16 protein-coding genes and 2 pseudogenes are annotated in these 15959 nt (G+C 56.1%); 10 read left to right on the top strand and 8 right to left on the bottom strand.

Annotated features, from left to right (window positions below; translation table 11 throughout):
• Positions 1-367 precede the first annotated feature (367 nt).
• Positions 368-631: pseudogene (locus tag ACP7BS_RS18160) on the bottom strand (AraC family transcriptional regulator); the annotation flags it as partial.
• A gap of 227 nt (positions 632-858) precedes the next feature.
• A complete protein-coding gene (locus ACP7BS_RS18155; RefSeq protein WP_426239211.1) occupies positions 859-1215 on the bottom strand; it encodes a hypothetical protein in 357 nt (118 codons plus the stop codon).
• A gap of 616 nt (positions 1216-1831) precedes the next feature.
• Here ACP7BS_RS18155 and ACP7BS_RS18150 point away from each other — a divergent pair.
• From ACP7BS_RS18150 to ACP7BS_RS18120, 7 genes and pseudogenes are all read left to right on the top strand, one after another.
• Positions 1832-1999 (top strand): hypothetical protein, encoded by a 168-nt coding sequence (locus ACP7BS_RS18150; protein ID WP_426233655.1) that lies wholly within the window; start codon positions 1832-1834, stop codon positions 1997-1999.
• 261 nt (positions 2000-2260) lie between these two features.
• Positions 2261-2557, top strand: a complete 297-nt coding sequence (locus tag ACP7BS_RS18145; RefSeq protein WP_426239210.1) for a hypothetical protein — start codon at positions 2261-2263, stop codon at positions 2555-2557.
• A gap of 1262 nt (positions 2558-3819) precedes the next feature.
• Positions 3820-4365, top strand: a complete 546-nt coding sequence (locus ACP7BS_RS18140) for a nutrient deprivation-induced protein (RefSeq protein ID WP_426233612.1) — start codon at positions 3820-3822, stop codon at positions 4363-4365.
• Positions 4358-4774 (top strand): phage holin family protein, encoded by a 417-nt coding sequence (locus tag ACP7BS_RS18135; RefSeq protein WP_426233614.1) that lies wholly within the window; start codon positions 4358-4360, stop codon positions 4772-4774. Before ACP7BS_RS18140 ends, ACP7BS_RS18135 begins: the two co-directional genes overlap by 8 nt.
• A complete protein-coding gene (locus tag ACP7BS_RS18130; protein ID WP_426233616.1) occupies positions 4774-5781 on the top strand; it encodes a DUF3618 domain-containing protein in 1008 nt (335 codons plus the stop codon). Before ACP7BS_RS18135 ends, ACP7BS_RS18130 begins: the two co-directional genes overlap by 1 nt.
• Positions 5782-6357: 576 nt before the next feature.
• Positions 6358-6552: pseudogene (locus ACP7BS_RS18125) on the top strand (DUF3175 domain-containing protein); the annotation flags it as partial.
• Between the two features lie 536 nt (positions 6553-7088).
• On the top strand, positions 7089-7250 hold the full coding sequence (locus ACP7BS_RS18120) for a hypothetical protein (RefSeq protein WP_426239209.1): 162 nt from the start codon (positions 7089-7091) through the stop codon (positions 7248-7250).
• Positions 7251-7273: 23 nt separating this feature from the next.
• Here the strand turns inward: ACP7BS_RS18120 and ACP7BS_RS18115 are convergent, their stop codons facing one another.
• The 5 genes from ACP7BS_RS18115 to ACP7BS_RS18095 all read right to left on the bottom strand — a co-directional run bounded on the left by ACP7BS_RS18115 (position 7274) and on the right by ACP7BS_RS18095 (position 10235).
• On the bottom strand, positions 7274-7651 hold the full coding sequence (locus ACP7BS_RS18115; protein ID WP_426239208.1) for a formate/nitrite transporter family protein: 378 nt from the start codon (positions 7649-7651) through the stop codon (positions 7274-7276).
• Positions 7652-7657: 6 nt separating this feature from the next.
• On the bottom strand, positions 7658-7843 hold the full coding sequence (locus tag ACP7BS_RS18110) for a hypothetical protein (RefSeq protein WP_426233625.1): 186 nt from the start codon (positions 7841-7843) through the stop codon (positions 7658-7660).
• A gap of 71 nt (positions 7844-7914) precedes the next feature.
• Complete coding sequence (locus tag ACP7BS_RS18105) at positions 7915-8553, bottom strand: HAD family hydrolase (RefSeq protein ID WP_426239207.1); 639 nt, start codon at positions 8551-8553, stop codon at positions 7915-7917.
• Positions 8554-8598: 45 nt separating this feature from the next.
• Positions 8599-9477 carry an NAD(P)H-hydrate dehydratase gene (locus tag ACP7BS_RS18100; RefSeq protein ID WP_426239206.1) on the bottom strand — a complete coding sequence of 293 codons (879 nt, stop codon included), beginning with the start codon at positions 9475-9477 and terminating at the stop codon, positions 8599-8601.
• Positions 9474-10235: a histidine phosphatase family protein gene (locus ACP7BS_RS18095; RefSeq protein ID WP_426233631.1), complete on the bottom strand. Its 762-nt coding sequence runs from the start codon at positions 10233-10235 to the stop codon at positions 9474-9476. The genes ACP7BS_RS18100 and ACP7BS_RS18095 overlap by 4 nt, the downstream gene beginning before the upstream one ends.
• A gap of 480 nt (positions 10236-10715) precedes the next feature.
• Between ACP7BS_RS18095 and ACP7BS_RS18090 the strand changes: the two genes are divergently transcribed.
• Both ACP7BS_RS18090 and ACP7BS_RS18085 read left to right on the top strand, forming a co-directional pair.
• Entirely contained in the window at positions 10716-11201 is a 486-nt protein-coding gene (locus ACP7BS_RS18090) for a response regulator (protein ID WP_426239205.1), read from the top strand.
• Positions 11202-11221: 20 nt separating this feature from the next.
• A complete protein-coding gene (locus tag ACP7BS_RS18085; RefSeq protein WP_426233635.1) occupies positions 11222-12952 on the top strand; it encodes a sensor histidine kinase in 1731 nt (576 codons plus the stop codon).
• 684 nt (positions 12953-13636) lie between these two features.
• Here ACP7BS_RS18085 and ACP7BS_RS18080 read toward each other — a convergent pair.
• Positions 13637-15637, bottom strand: coding sequence for a sensor domain-containing phosphodiesterase (locus tag ACP7BS_RS18080; protein ID WP_426239204.1), 2001 nt, complete (start codon positions 15635-15637; stop codon positions 13637-13639).
• Here ACP7BS_RS18080 and ACP7BS_RS18075 point away from each other — a divergent pair.
• Complete coding sequence (locus tag ACP7BS_RS18075; protein ID WP_426239203.1) at positions 15621-15896, top strand: NAD(P)H-hydrate dehydratase; 276 nt, start codon at positions 15621-15623, stop codon at positions 15894-15896. The genes ACP7BS_RS18080 and ACP7BS_RS18075 overlap by 17 nt on opposite strands.
• Positions 15897-15959: the final 63 nt, after the last annotated feature.

Below are 15959 nucleotides of genomic sequence, written 5' to 3'. Positions count from 1 at the left end.
GGGAGCGTCGCCAGAATGGCATCCGACGTATCCTGGAACAAGCTTTCAGTTGGTTTTTCCTGTAAGCATCCGCGCTTGACTTATCCTTGCGCTGATAACCGGCGCGCCATGCCGTCACGGTGCACCAACTGACGCCTAAAAGGAAGCGGAGCTCCCACCCAGTTGTAGTGCCACTACTGCGCCGACTGCAAATCGCAACCGATCTAGCCGTAGCTCGACGTAACTATCCGGTGAAGGCCGCTACGGTTTCGCCTGATGGAATGTCCACGTTTAGCGAACGCGCTGTTTAGCCGGATCGGGAGGTTCGGGTTGAAAGCTGCTTGTCCGCCGCCGTGGACAGAAACGGACAAGCCGCCACAGAGGTTCGCTATTTCAGGGGCAGGAAGAGCTCTGCCTTCCCCGCATGTTCAGGTGCTTCGGGAAAGAAGGTGAGACGCTGGTAATACAGGGGCAAATCCCTCGCTTCCTCGCCACTGGCCGGCAGCCAATCGCGATAGAGGTAAAGCGCGGCAGGCTCCAGATCATCGGTGTTGCCGACGACTTTCAGCACGGCGCAGCGGCCGCCGGGAATTATGCCCGCCTCGATATGCTCTCCATTCGTCTTGATCGGCTGATCGGTGCGTGCGACGATCATGGACACCCGCGTGCCGAGTGTCGGTAAAGGCAACGGAGGGTGTCGAAATGGCAAGGCAGCGAAATTCCTACTTGCGGCGGCTCGTAGCTATTTGTAGAGCTTCCTGTCTCTCGTTGCCTTTGGCAGCTCTTGGCCTCAATGTTTCCCTCCCGACCTTACACCTCGAGACCGGTCCCTTCGCCATCATTCGGCTGAAACTAACAAGAGCATCAAGTCCCACTAAGCTAACGACGGGACAGACCATTACGCTCAAGTCGTCTCTGGCCGGCAAGTTCTTCAAGCTCCGATCGAATGTGATCGCCTACCGCTGCGACCGAGCTTGCGGCTACGGTACGAACGTCGCTGAGGCCAAAAACAAGTAATAATTCAGTTTCCATTCGACGACCAGGCATCACCAGATGGCCATAGCTCCCCATCCAAAGCATTCCATCTCGGCGCTGCCATACACTCCTCACTTGGAGCGTCTCGACGTCTATTCCGTAGTGCGCAAAAATTAATTCGGCTCTGTAGGCATCTGTCCCGTTTTTGGCGTACATCTGCTTCCCCATGAAATTGCAAATTTTGACAACCCCAAGCCGCATTCTAACATCTCCCACAGCTAATAATCAAGGACAGGGACACCAAGCAGAGCCGGTGTCTCAGCTTGCTTTCGAAACGCCGCCGATATGTTGTCCCCCCAATGGGTAGCCCCTTGGTGCCAGGAGCCCTAAGCTCTGCTCAATCAACGTTGGTATCTCCGCGGAGACGAGTTGCCGGCTGGTTTGACGCCGCAGCACCAAACTGCCGTTGGCGACGACTCTGCGCTCCGCCGAGTATTTTTTTCTTCCTCCAGACCGCGTGGGATCTCGACCAGCCGAGGCGCCACGACTCTGATTTCAGCAACGTGGATTGCTGTTAGCCGCTTTAGCTCGTCCGCCTTTTCGGTTAGAGCCGATGCTTGTTTCCGTTTGTCAAAAGGGTCGGGATTTCGAGATACATATCCTGCCGTGGCAAGCGTGCCGACTAGCTTGGTTGCCGAATGCGGCGCGATAAGCCTGCTAAGGCTCCAACTGTCATAGGTTCTATGAGGAGTTGCCTTACGCTGGCAGCAGACCAAAGAGCTTGTCAGACCAGACGCTTGGCGACATCGTCTCCGACGCCTCAATACCCCTCGCCCGTCCCAATGATACAGTTGGTTATGTCGCCTACCTCGTGCTCATGACCGGGATCGGCCGGATCCCCATCGTCGATTCCGCGAGCGGACAGCTCTGCGGGCTTGTCGCACGCAAAGATCTGCTCCGCCTTCGCCGTTTGATCGCTGAAAGTGGGACTGAACGGCAACCCTATTTTGGATCGCGCAAAGACCTACCAAGGGCACAAGTATAGATCGAATCAGCCACGTGAACTTGTTTGATTCTATTACTGAGGGCCGAGCGCGTAAGGAGTTCCTTACAGTTTTTATAGATGACTTGGAACGCTGAAGTCATTTACGTCCCAGCGTAGCTCGCCTGTGAAAAAAAACTTGGCGATTACGCTTGTAGAACCCCAATGGGGGTTGCCGTAGGTTAGTGGGTAGCCGGCGTTATTTGCTCACTATTGCTAGCTTTGAGGCAAGGTGTTTAACTTATGGAGGTCCAATGCCGAGTTTTGTCGAACCTGACGTTGTTCGCGCAGCTATCCATCGAACGCTTTATGTACTTTAACAAACGACCTGAGGTGACATTCGATCTGAAAATGGTCAGGTCTTTGATTGTCGGGGAGGGAGTTGCTGTCACCGACGACATTGCATGGGAGAAGCTTTTTTCGGTTCTCATCCTCGAAACGATCGAAGACCATATAATTTTACTTTGCAGAAACGGAGCATCTCATACGTTTGTTCGTGTCGAGATGCCAGGAGCAGAGCCGGCTTGGAAATATTCTGAAACCCCAACCGCGGTGCCGTGAGCGTCATATGCACTCGGTACTTTAGAGACACGTGGTGAGCCGCCGACGCGCGACGACAGGCACCTATTTTGGTCGGCTAAAACTTTGAACGGTTGCTAAACGGATCTAGGACAGAGATTAAGCGATATCGGCGCCTACCTCCTTTGGGGGAGTGCTCGACAGACGCGACTCCCCGAGCGCTGGAGCAATTGAAATCACCGAGCGGGTCAAGAGCAAAGGTCGCGTTGCGTCTCCGGCTGATCTGACGGCGCAGTGCGATCTGGATCCGGCACATTTCTCTAGCCTACGATACGACCCTGATTTGCATCGGGAGACCAGCTCGCATTGATCGAAGCCGACGTGGCCGATGTCTATGGAAAGCTGACGTACCACTCTAGTCGTGGCAAGGATCCGTGGCACAGACAGTATAGGCATGGGAGTGAGGAACCGCTTTTCGCTGGTTTAACGGGCCGCCTGTGACTTCTCCGCTGATCAACCGCGTGCGATCAGATCGGTATCCAGGGCGGCAATCACAGGTACCACCTCGCGCACTAGTACGAGACCGACAGGATGCCCTTCTGGTGCTGAACGAAGATCTGGCTGCTGTGCTTGACTTTTTACCGACCGCCGTCGTCAGGACTGAACCAGCCGCCTGACTGCCGCCAGCACGTGCGACATTCCTTACCGACCGCCGCAAGCTTGACCAGCTAGCGACATCACGGTGGATGAATGAATTGTTAGTGAGCAAAAATTATGTATTCGCGGGTATCAGAAGTCGAGGAGAACGAATCCGATCGACTGCCACGAGAGATTGCCTTCTGTCACCTTGAACCTCTACCTCGACGATTCCGGAACTAGACATCCCACCCACAAGGTCGGGAAGAAAGCGGCGCACGGGGTTAGGATTCCATAACACTCGTAAGCGATGAGAAGACGATTGGCTTCTAAACTTAAAGCTGAAGGGCATCATCCACACTCCTCCTGTTTGCGTACTACCGATTTCCATTATATCGTCCGGCATTATGAACTCGAAGGTAAGCAACTCAGGCCTTGAAACAATGGACGGCGCTCCGGGATGCGCTTTAGCCACCTCGTTGGCAGTGCCAGCGAGGTGACCGTTATGGTGACTTCTGATCAAACAACCATCTCCTAATAGCCGGAAATGAAGTCGTCGTCGCCAATTCCTGAATAAAATGGCTGCCGGGGCTCTCATCGGAACAAAAGCCGAGAATTCATGGTTCAAGGGTACGGCGACCGCCGTTTTTTCACCATGGGAGGCTCACATGCCGAGTGAATTTAACGAACCGACTGACGCGTCACGTGCATCGTTGCGAACATCGCCTTCAGTCACGGAACCTCAAGCATCGTTCACGGACCTGAAGGACAAGGTTGCCCATGACATCTCAGCGGCAACGGACACGATCAAGACTGGCGCGGACAGCGCTGTCGAGAAAGTGAAGGACGTGGTCGCAGAACAGGCAACCTTTGCCGCACGGCAGGTCGGCGGGGTCGCGACCGCGCTTCAAAAAGTAGGCACTGAACTGGAGGGGTCTGATCAGGCAGAAGTCGGTCGCTACGTCAAGCAAATCGGGCAAAGCGTTCAAGGCTTCGCGAAACAGATGGAAGGTAAGGACATCGGCGAGATCGCCAACATGGCCGAGGAATTCGGCCGCAGGCAACCGTTGGCTTTCCTCGGCATTGCCGCGCTGGCCGGACTGACCGCCAGTCGCTTTCTCACCGCGTCCGCCAAGAGGACACCCTCCGTGACGCCCAATGCTCCTGCGACTACCTTTGCTTCCAACCGGACCGGAGGTCAGGAAAATGGCTAAGTCTCCTGAGAATGCCCCTCTTTCCGAGCTACTCGGAGGACTTGTCACTGATGTCACCGGACTGCTTCGCAAGGAAATCGATCTCGCCAAGACTGAAGCTTCGGAAAAACTCTCGAAGGCCATGAGCGGGGTCGAAGTCCTCATTATCGGGCTTGTCTTGGCTATCGGAGCAGTTGGCGTGCTTCTGAGCGCCGTTGTCGGCGGTCTTGCCGCTTTTCTCGTAACACAGGGCTTCAGCGATACAGGTGCGACCGCCTTGGCTTCCTTTATCGTTGGGATTGTGGTCGCTTTGATTGCTTGGGCGCTTGTTTCACGCGGCCTCGCGGCCCTTCGTGGAACCAACATGACCCTTAATCGAACCGCAACGTCGCTTCGCCGTGATGTTGATGCTGTGAAGGAGAAAATCTGATGGAAACTTCAACCGAGAAAACATCGGCCGACCTCCAAAGGGAGATTGACCAGGATCGCCAGCGCATCGGAAATCGCATTGACGCTATCCAGGAACGGATGTCGCCGGGCCAAATGATTGATGAGGTTCTGGCCTACGCGAAAGGCAGCGGGGGCGGTGAGTATGCCAGCAACCTTGGAAAGGCTCTCAAGAACAACCCGCTGCCCGTCGCTTTGATGGGTGTCAGCCTAGCTTGGCTGATGGCAAAGGGTTCGACGCCAGCTGCGACATCCGCTGGGTCACAAGGTGTTTCAGAGTATCCTCTTTATCGTGCCGACGGCCCCCTACGCCGTCTCGGCCCTCCTGAAGCCGAAAACGGATCGCGATACAGTTACTTCTCTGACAGCACCGGCAAGAAACTCAAAGCCCTGACAGATGAGACGGGCCGCCGTGCTGGCCATTTCGTTGATGAAGCAGGGGCAACATACCGGGGCTTCGCAGATGCTAGCGGCAAACAGGTCGAACAGATCGCCGACGAGACGGGCGCTATGCTCGACGCTGCATCCGGCTGGCTTTCCGATAAATGGGAGCGAGCAAAAGGCGCGGCGAGCGACATGAGTGCTGCGGCATCTGGAGCGGTAAGTTCCGTGTCAAACCAAACGTCCTCCGCCACCGCTTCGTTGCGCGGACAAACCGACAAGCTGAACGACGCTATACTTAGGCAGTTCCGGGATCAGCCTCTTGTTGGAGGTGCTCTCGCCTTCGCGGTCGGAGCAGCCATAGGCGCAGCTCTTCCCCATACCGAGATGGAGGACGACCTACTTGGTGACGCCGCCGACAGCACGAAGGATAAAGTCACGGCTGCTTCGAAAGATGTCGTTGACCGGGGAAAAGAGGTTGCGTCTGAAGCCTACGATAAGGTTGTTGAAGTGGCCTCCGATACCCATGACATCATCAAAGATCGTGTCGTTGAAGAGGTCGATTCGTTCAAACACGGGATGACCGAACAAAAACCAGGGCAACCCTAAACGCCATTCTCATACCTAAAATTGGCTCGACACCCTGGAAAGGTTGTCGAGCCTCTACTGCGCAACTGTGAGCCGCCTGAATCGGGATCCGGAACGGACCGCCCAAATTCCGGCAGGTCTTGGCTGCTAGTCCTGCAAAACCTTCAGCATCGCATTTCGTTGTGTCCTCCCGCTCGCCTCTGCTTGCTCAAGGTTGTCCTTGAGATCGGCTTCTTTTTATGGTCCTTCCGAGACTATTTAACGCCGCGCGGCGCACGTTAGGGCATCAACAGCCGAGGTGATTGCATCGGAAAAGCCTTCCGCCCTCAATTACTCAAGCGACCATCTCGCCCTCTTTGCGACGACGTCATGAAGATAGGCGACAATTTTCTCTTCGATGCCGCGAACCGAAGCTGCGACCCGGTTGCAATGCAGAAAATGTCGACCAGGAGCGGATACGGACCCGCACGATCCGCGGGAGGCAGCATAAGCCAGCCGTCAACTTGTTCTGACCCGCCCTTGCCGTCCGGAACATCGAACGACTTCAGGCAGGTTATCGGGCAAGCGTGACGTTTCCACCAACCATTGAGGTCTGACAAAATTGCCAAGTCCCTGCAACAGTCCGCCGAACACAGCGACCGCCGTAAGGCGAGCCCATTTCAGTCTGCCATGTCGATGCTGACTTTCTATATCGTGCCTGCCGGTAAGGGGCTGTCGAAATCTCGGCTAATAACGCTTGACCGGGCAAAGGACGAACTGAGGAAGGACTTCGATAAGCCGCCAAAACGCTGAGCTCTTTGCCTGTGGACTATGCGACCGGTGGGTGGGAGGAGAAATACTCTGCCCGGTAAACCGGCTGGATGGTACGCAATGAAGCGCAGCGGTCGGAGCCGCGACGACCGCTTTTAAAAACGAAGAGACAACACCCTTGACGACAATGGTCTAGGAAAAGTTCGCCCGGTAGAAAGTAGGATCGATCCGCGCCCATTTTTTGCATCGATGGAAACTTCGCGGCGAGCTTTAACCCTTGCGGGAGATTTTTGGCTTCTTTCCTCGTTTTATAGTCGCCGCCGCCTCCGGAAGCGCGTGACGGAAGGCCTAGAGTCGCCTAAACTTGAACCTATGAGCAATAAATTCGCGATAGGGCGTGGTCTTGTTGAGCGGGCAAGAGCTTTTACAATACCTTGTTCGCTGCATCGGGCGGCAACCCGGTTGCGGTTGGTTTTCACCGAAACCGCGTCGTCCTACATCCGTGCCACTGCAGCGGTCGTCTGTTCGTAAGGCACCGCCTCGCTGGTTTACTTTTATATTTCATCTCGCACCTGGCCATGAGCAACGACTGCAAAGAGCCCTGTTCCGCCGACGATTTTGCCGAGGAGGGACGGGAAAATAAATCCGCTGACCGCGCCCAAGAAGGTCGTTTCGCCCGCGAGCATCAGCAATCAGGCTTCTCCAGAGCCGGCAATGACATGGCTGAAACCGCCAAGTGAGATCACGTATGTGACCAGCACAATCACCCAGAACTCGTTGCCGCGGGCATTGGGCAGTATCCATGCGATGAGGCAATCAAAAACCCCGCCGGCGTTGCCAACAACAAGGTTGCCAGGAAATCATGCTTGAGAACCACTCTGGATATCTCCAGTGCGGTTCCGAGCTCATCGGGTCCGACGATTATCTCCTTAGCGATCAACGCCGCCACCATGGTGCCGAGCATGTTTGCGAAGAATATGACGGCCCATAGGCGTAGGAGGCGACTGAAGTTACGTGCGGTAGGATGCGTCGCGAGGGGAAGAACAGCGGTCACGGTCGTCTCAGTGAATAATTGCAGGTTGCCCAGGATTACAATGACGAAGCCGACGGTGTAACCGAAAGAAACGATCAGCTCCTCCAAGGCGCATCAGCCGGAAAACAACAACGACCGGACGGGGCGACCAAGTTCTTCGTCGCCCTGCAGCCGGACGACCTCGTGGACCACTCGGGCCGATCCGGCGCCCCTGTCACTGACTTCCCGTTTGTCCTCTTCAGACATGTTGCTGGAAGGTTGGGCCTCCTGATCGGGTGTCTTAGTGCTGGATGTCGACATCTGCGTTCCCTGGGATTTTTCGTAGCCGCGACGTCGGACCCTTACCCCGCTCGCGGCAGGGCTTGCATGGATCACTGGCCAAGTGGCGAGTTTTTCATAGTCGGCGAGCAGAGCAGCAACATCATCGTAGATCCTGACCGCCCCCGCCTCCATGAGGACCTCGTCGGCAAACCGCCGGATCTGAGCGCGACGGTGGCGATACCGCATTTTCCAGCAGCTTCCATGTCGTATGGCGTATCCCCCACGACGATTGCCTCTGAAGGAGTAATTCCTTGGAGCTTCTGAAGAGCTTTCGAGAAAATTTCAGGGGCCGGCTTGGTGTTTTCTACCTCATCGCCGCTCGTCATCACAGCGACCAGATCTCGAATCTGAAGAAGGTCGAGATAAATATCGAGATCGTCCTTCGAAGCGGAGGACGCCAACACAACTTCCTGTCCGAGCCCATGCGCATGGGCGAGAAGGTCACGAGCTTTTGGAAACGGCCGCACGTTGCTCCGAAACCTCATTTTGAAGATGTCATCGTGCGCCGCGCTGAGCGTTTCTCGCGTCGCCTCGTCCAGTTCTGGCATCAGTGCGGGTAGCAACATATCCGCACCCTTGCCGATCTGATCGTGGATAACGGTTCGCTCGAACGTCAGACCGATACCAGCAAGAGCTTCATACCAGGCATCGACATGCATGTCGTTGCTGTCGACGGGAGGCGCTTCCAACCCATCAAGGACGCGCCTTTTGGAACCACGCAGAGCGGACCAACTTTACCGCGTCTCGCTCATCAGCTTCGGTATCAGGTTCGGGATTTCACGGGCCAGAAAACCAAGCGGTCCCACCGTCCTTGCGAGCTGCGCTCCTGCTTCCCCATGAAGGAAAACACCCCACGTGGCGGCGGCCACCGGCTTGGTTCCCCGCGCTGCTAGTCCAGCCACGATCCCGGCGAGAACATCACCAGAGCCGGAGGTCGCCAGACCGACACCACCGCCTTCATAGCGCCAGATTCCGTCCGGTGCTGTTATGACCGTCTTGCTGCCCTTCATGATGACGATCACACCGAATTTGTCCGTCAGGCGTGAAGCCGCTGCCATAGGATCGGCCTCGACCAGCTCTTTGTCTACGCTCAGCAGGTTCGCCATTTCGCCCGCATGAGGGGTGATGATGACCCGGCCGGCATACCGGCGCAGGCCCTCGCCGAGCTCGGTGATCCGCGGGAGGGCGCCGGCGTCGACGACAAGCACTGCTTCGCTGCTGCTATCGAGAAGAGATTTCAGAATTTCGTGGCAATCTTGTTCTTCCACCATTCCCGGTCCAACGAGCAAAGCGTGTGTGTTAGCCCACCTTGAGGCCACGAACGCCACCGGCTCAGATTGCAGTCCGCCTGCTGGCGTCTCCGGCAAGTCGATGACCAAAGCCTCGGGCATCGCGACGGCCAAAGCTCCGGCGCGGCTCTCGACCGTGACAATCTGTAGCTTGCCCGCGCCGGCCCGCATAGCTCCCAAGGCTGCCAGGAAGACAGCTCCGGGAACTTCTCTACTGCCGCCGATAATGCACACACGGCCTCGCTCTTCCTTTTTACCTTCTGCAGGTTGCGGCAGTGGCAGAGTTTTCAGAAGACGCTCGTCGATGATCTGAACCTCCATCATCGAGCCGCCACGTTGGCATCTTTTTTAGCCGTCACCGGCGCTCCGGCTTCGACAAGCGGCGCCACGAAATTGTAGCGCTTCAGCACCAGCCCGCCTCCGACGTCCTTGTCGGAGCTCGCCACGTATTCGGTGACAGCACAGTTCGATACGTCGCCCTGGCGATCGATCTCTAGGATCTGCTCTTCGGATAGGTTCTCGATGATGTAGCGCATGCATAAGACGACAACCTGATGGGCAACGATGAGGACGCGTTGGTCGGCATAATGGAGGCTGATCGTATCGAGCACGCTTCGCAGCCGCAAAATGACGTCGCACCAGCTCTCCCCAGCCGGTGGCCGATGATAGAACTTTCCCAGTATTTGCCGGAACTCTGCCTGATCCGGATACAGCTCCTCGATACCCCGCCGCGTCAGCCGGTCAAGAACACCGAACTCTTTTTCCCGCAGCCGCTCGTCGACGCTAACTGGAATTCCGGTCGACGCGGACAGCTGCTGGGCAATGGTTTCCGCCGTCCGGACGGCCCGTTTGTATGGCGACGCCAAAATGACATTGGGCTGTTCCGATAAGGGCAGATCGCCGAACCATGCTGCGAGGGCGTCCGACTGCTGTTGGCCAAGCGCGCTCAAGGGGACGTCGACATCCCGTTCTGCGATGTCAATGCGGGCATGGCCTGCAAGATCGGCGGCATCACGAGCAACGTTCCCAGCACTTTCGCCGTGGCGCACGATCCAGATTTGTTTCGGCCAGTTCTGCTTCATGCGGCTCCCCTATGACGGCCTATCCATATTAAAAGCGCCCGAGTCTAGACTTGCGAAGAACCGGAATTTCTTCAGAAAGTTCCGCCGCCCGTCTCGCGCGAATGATATATCAGTGGGCTGCAGTGGCGCGGGGAAAGCAGACTTGCGATCGCGTTGACCCAGCGACGCTTGCCCAACCGCGTGCTCCGGTTGACTGCTCGACAGCCAGTGTGGAGAAGCGCTTCCAATGCTGCCTCCGGCCCGCCCGTAGCGCCTCCCGCAATCCTTGGACCTGCCAAGTTCGTCCGCGGCGGCAGCGGCCGATTAACAGCTAGACGAGAAAAGCATCGTGTTCCTTGTTGTCGATCACATCGAGGCGTCGAGCCTAAGTCCCAAGATGGTCGAGCCGTTCAGAAATCCACGCTCAACGCCCACCGAGGCTATCGACGATGTTGCTGAAGTCAAAGGCGGGATAGCCGCTAAGAGGGCCGATTTCATTAGTTGTCTTTTGCATGGTTCCTGACTGATACCGCTCAGCAGCCGGTCTTCCCTCTGTACGAATTTGCCCTATCTAAGTTCAATATTGATCGCGCAACAACCGGGGTATCTATGGACACAATTTCGGTACTTCTAGTCGAGGATGAGCCGCTTTTGGCGCTTGATGTTGAATCTGCCTTGATCGATGCAGGGTATACCGTGACGATGACGTCTTCAGGTGAGCAGGCACTTGAGGCACTTTCCTCAATGGGAGCGCCTTTTAGCGCGATGGTAACCGACATTCGGCTCGGAAACGGGGCGGATGGCTGGGCAGTCGCGAAAAAGGCGCGTGAGCTTATCCCGGGACTTCCGGTGGTGTATATGAGCGGTGACAGCGCTGCCAACTGGACGTCGATGGGGGTTCCGGAGAGCGTAATGTTAACTAAGCCCATGGCCCTGTCGCAGGTTGTTGTTGCCCTTGCCCAGTTGATGAACGCTCGCCACTCCTGACTTGCTCGCTGCATTCCGCGATGACACTATTCGTATCTTCTCAATTTCGGGGATCCGCCATTCCGACCGCTAAACTCTCCCGCCGCCTTTTTGTCCTGACGACGCTGGCCCTCATGCCGGCCGCGTTCATCCTGTTTTACAATGTCGCTTCGAAACGTACGGAGAAGCGGCTTGAATTGCACGCCGATGCCATGCAGTCGGAGCAACTGGCAGCGTTGGAGATCAGGCGGATCGTCACAGGCTTGGAAAATGTTTTGACGACGGTATCGTCCGCGCCAGTTGTGCAACGGTTTGACGGGCCGGAATGTAGTGCGTTCCTGGAAAGAGTTGCCGCGAACATGCGAGAGTTCTCGGGCATTTCCGTCGTTAACGCGGACGGCATCATTATTTGCCGCAAAGAGGCGAAGGGCGTGGGGACATCACTTAAGGACCGACCCTACTTTCAAGAAGCCATGACTTCAGGAAAATTCGTCATAGGTGGTTTTACCAACGGGAGGGTTAGCGGGGCCCAGGTGCTCCCAATGGCCGTTCCCATCCGCAACGATAAAAGTGAATTGCTGGGCGCGGTAATCGGGGCGTTAGACCTTAAGTGGCTTGGGCAACGCTTGCGCGATCGGGAGTTCCAGGGCCAAGATGCGCTGACTATTGCGGACCGTAACGGTGTCGTTCTGGCCCGTGAGCCAAAGCCTGAGGTCTTTGTAGGCACTCGTATTCCCGATGCGTTCCAACACCTCGTCCATGCCGACAAAACAGGAACGCTTGAGGTTACCAGCCAGGACGGTACGCAGCGGATCATTGGCTATAAGCCAGTCACTGTTGCTCCTGTGGGGCTCTACATTAGTGCGGGCGTCTCCACAGCTGATGCCTATAGGGCGATAGACCGAACAACCATCGTCAGCCTGCTTATCGCCTTTCTAGGGCTGTCCGTCGCCTACCTGGTCGCATGGCTAAGCAGCAAGCAATTGATCCATGACCCCGTAGGCCGGCTGGTGACCACAGTTCGCGCATGGCGTGCGGGCGACGTTGGCGCGCGAACAGGCATGACCGCTAAAGCCGGTGAGTTCGGCCTGGTCGGCCAGGCAATCGACGATTTTATGGACGAACTGATATCCAGCCGTGCCGAGCGCCAGAAGGCCGAGCAGCAGCGTGAACTGCTGGTGGGTGAGCTTGACCACCGGGTCAAAAATATCCTGGCAATGGTGCAGGCTGTCGCCCGGCAAACGTTTCGTTCTAAGGAGCTGACCAATGCCGCGGTTCAGTCGTTTGACCGACGCTTGAGCGCAATGAGCGAAGCTCACCGGCTGCTTATGAAAGACGAATGGCAGGCGGCTAGACTGGCGGAGCTCGTGGCGACCACGGTCGCTCCTTTCGATCGACCCGACAGGTCCGTATTCACATTGTCCGGAGCTGAAATCATGGTGCCAGCAAAAGCCGCGCTGGCATTCAGCATGGCCCTGCACGAGATGTGCACCAACGCTGTTAAATACGGTGCTTTGAGCACGAGCGAAGGCAGCGTCGCTGTCTTATGGCTGGTGACAAGTTCTGCAGATGAAGCTGGCCCCCTGTTCCAGTTCCAATGGACTGAACGTGGGGGGCCGCCCGTTCAGCCACCCCAGCGTTCTGGATTTGGCTCGAAAATGATCGAACGCGCGCTTGCGTCAGAGTTGGAAGCGAAAGTTACTCTAGAATATTCTGTCTCAGGATTGATATGTACGGTGACTGCGCCCTACGAGAAATTTTCACGAGGATAATCTCGCAGAGAGCAGAATTAGCTGCCGCTCGAACATTAGTTGGGGCACGCTCCATGCTGGATACCCACCCGTGTCGCGCCTCTACAATCTCACTCGAGCTGAGCGCTACTTGCCAACCATTGTTGGCGCTCGTCCTGGATCTCCACACGATTAGCGTTTAAGCGCTTTACGACGACTTTCGTTGGATTCCCCCACAGTGACAAGTTTCCCTCCCAGCAGCTTTGGCGGAATATAAAGCCTTATCGGCAGCTTCGATCAGCTTTTTCGGCTCGTCTGCGGTGTCCCCGACGGCTGTGCCCACTCCGACGTCGTCCTTTAGCAGAGCTTGCGCTTCCGTTGTCGTTGGAGCTTGCCACCAACGCAACGAAGTACGGCAGCAGGGCGGAAGGGTCCATTTTTTTGGAGGGAGGTGGGTGGCCCGACAGTTGCCCCACCCACACGGAAGGGTTTCGGCTCGGTCCTCATCGAGCGGGCATTTCCAGCGACGGCGAACGCCACGTGTCTCCCGGACTACCGCCCGGATGGCTTGGTTTTTGAAATTACATTCGTGGTCGAGGAACCCGCTCGTAAAAAGAACGTTGACTTGATTCAAGACAGGGCATGAGCACCAACGTTGTGTGAGCTACGCACCCCCTACCGCCGCGATTGTCACCTTTTGCTCCACGTGATCTCTTATAAATGATATTACGATCCTGCAGGCTCATGCAGTCGACAGTGGGCAACAGCATATTCCGGGGCGCATACAGAATATGGCTCCTCCTCGAAACGGCTCAACTTTGTAATCAGTTCTTCCAGGGCCACCTGCTCTGATATGTCGTTAATAACGCCGTACCACCGTCTACCTCGACTTTGCGTCGGTTCGCTCGGTAAGGCTTTACTGGATACCCACCGACAAGCCCCGTTGGGAAGCCGCAAGCGAAAACGGGTCTTGAACGGATCTGGAGACCCGAGGTGCGCCAGCCACTCAGTCCTGACACGGATTTGGTCGTCCGGGTGGATGCGGTCCTGCCACGCAAGGATTCTTTCTTCAACTTCGAGCACGTCCCGCTCTTCTGTTGGACTGATATCGATTAGCTTTCCCGTTTCATCAGCTTCCCAGAGAATACTGGGTCCAAGTGCCAGGGATTGCCGGAACTGATCTTCATGATGAAGCAGCAATCCCTCGAAAGCCTTCTTTTGCGTGATGTCAATAGCTGTCACCGAGATTCCAACGGTGTCTCCCGCATCATCGTTAACCCGTTCATTTATAACCAGATACACGCCTCCGCTCGGACTTTGGAACTCCAGCGGGCCGGTCCCCTCGCCAGCAAGCGCGTTTTTCAATATGGCCTCGATCCTGTCAGCTTCCTGCAGCGGCAAGAATTCCTGGACCCTTTTTCCAATCATCTGCTCCGGTGTGAGCTTCAGCATCGCAGCAAAGCGATCATTGACGCTCAAATGAACTAAATCTGCACCAAGCAGGCAAAGCCCGATCGGTGCAGTTTGATACAAGGCCTCCAATTGATGGATGCGCTGAAACTGAGGCACCACCGGGAGAAGGGCCGTGCCGTCAGTTTGCTCCTCTCTCGCGAAAAGTATTCCGGCTTGCTTTGCAGGAAGTGGCTTCCCAAAGAGCCAACCTTGAGCGACATCACAGCCCATCCGCTTTAGTATATGAGCCTGCTGCTGGGTTTCCACGCCTTCCGCTACCACAGTTAGTCCCAGGTTTTGACCAAGCCCTACCACCGACGCCACAATACGCCGGCTGCCGCTGTCGCTGACCAAGCTGCGCACAAAACTACAGTCGATCTTGATCTTATCGAAAGGGAACGAGTGGAGCCGGCTAAGGCTTGCAAATCCAGTCCCGAAATCGTCAAGCGCAAGTCGCATGCCGACGCTGCGCATCGACGCCATTGTGGCGAGGGTGACATCGGTGTGTTCGATTAGCGCGCTTTCGGTAACTTCGATCTCGATGCGGTTTAACGGGAAACATGGCGCGCCTATTATTCTCGCAAGCCAGGAGAACAGACCAGGGTCTTTGAATTGCATTGCAGAAATGTTGAATGCCAGCGAGAAATCGTCGCCCCATACGCCTGCCTGCCTACATGCGCTCGATACGATCCGCTCAGTAAGAAGGTCGATGTGCCCGGCAGCTTCTGCTACCGGAATGAAATCAGCAGGGGAGATGGCGCCGCGGACGGGGTGTGTCCAGCGAGCGAGCACTTCGAAACCGATTATTTTGCCGTGATGGAAATCGACCAACGGCTGAAATGCGGGCCAGATCTGATCTGTTGAAAGGGCTTGGTAAAGTTCGCGGGCGTTCACTCGACCTGTGGCCGAAGTTACGTTCTTTACTGGCAAGATAGTAGAATGCGTTCTAGCTCGCCTCGAAGCGACACCCAGGATCTGCTTGATGGCATTAACAGCAGGTCCGCTTCCAGCCCAAGTTAGTCCGAAGCCTCCCGAACGCGAACAGCTTTTTCGCTCCTGGATACGGCAGTTGTGCTGATCGTCCCACGACATTTTTGCTCCTCCCGAGCTGTCTCGTCGGTTCAGACGAGATATCAGATGTGATATATTGCTAAGAGGTTGAATATTGGTTTCGAACAAGGAACCTTTGTCTATCCGGATTTTAGTGCGGGTTGGAACGTTGCGCCTGAGCCAAGATTCGATCGGGTCCACCGTCGAAATGCAGTCTTTCTTCATCGCTGTAACCGCTCCAGATGGCATCTGGCGCTACGAAGGGGGTGGCGTAGGTCTGGCAACCTCTGGCTCTGGCGATGTTCTGGCCGGCATTATCACGAGATTGGCGGCGCGTGGAACCCAACCGGTGACAGCGGCCATATGGGGGGGTTTCCTTCACGGCCAAGCAGGTTCACATCTAGCTCAAAAGGTGGGGCCCCTCGGTTTTTTGGCGCGTGAAATTTCCGACTGTATCCCCAAGCTTATGATTGAACCGCGCTAGCCATTGGAGGACCGCGCCTCGTTGGACCAAGATTGCTTGACTTCCAATCGGCGCTCACGGACC

This window comes from Pararhizobium sp. DWP1-1-3, assembly GCF_049896125.1.
In the GTDB taxonomy this organism is placed as follows: domain Bacteria; phylum Pseudomonadota; class Alphaproteobacteria; order Rhizobiales; family Rhizobiaceae; genus Pararhizobium.
This window is presented reverse-complemented; position numbering and strand designations above follow the sequence as displayed.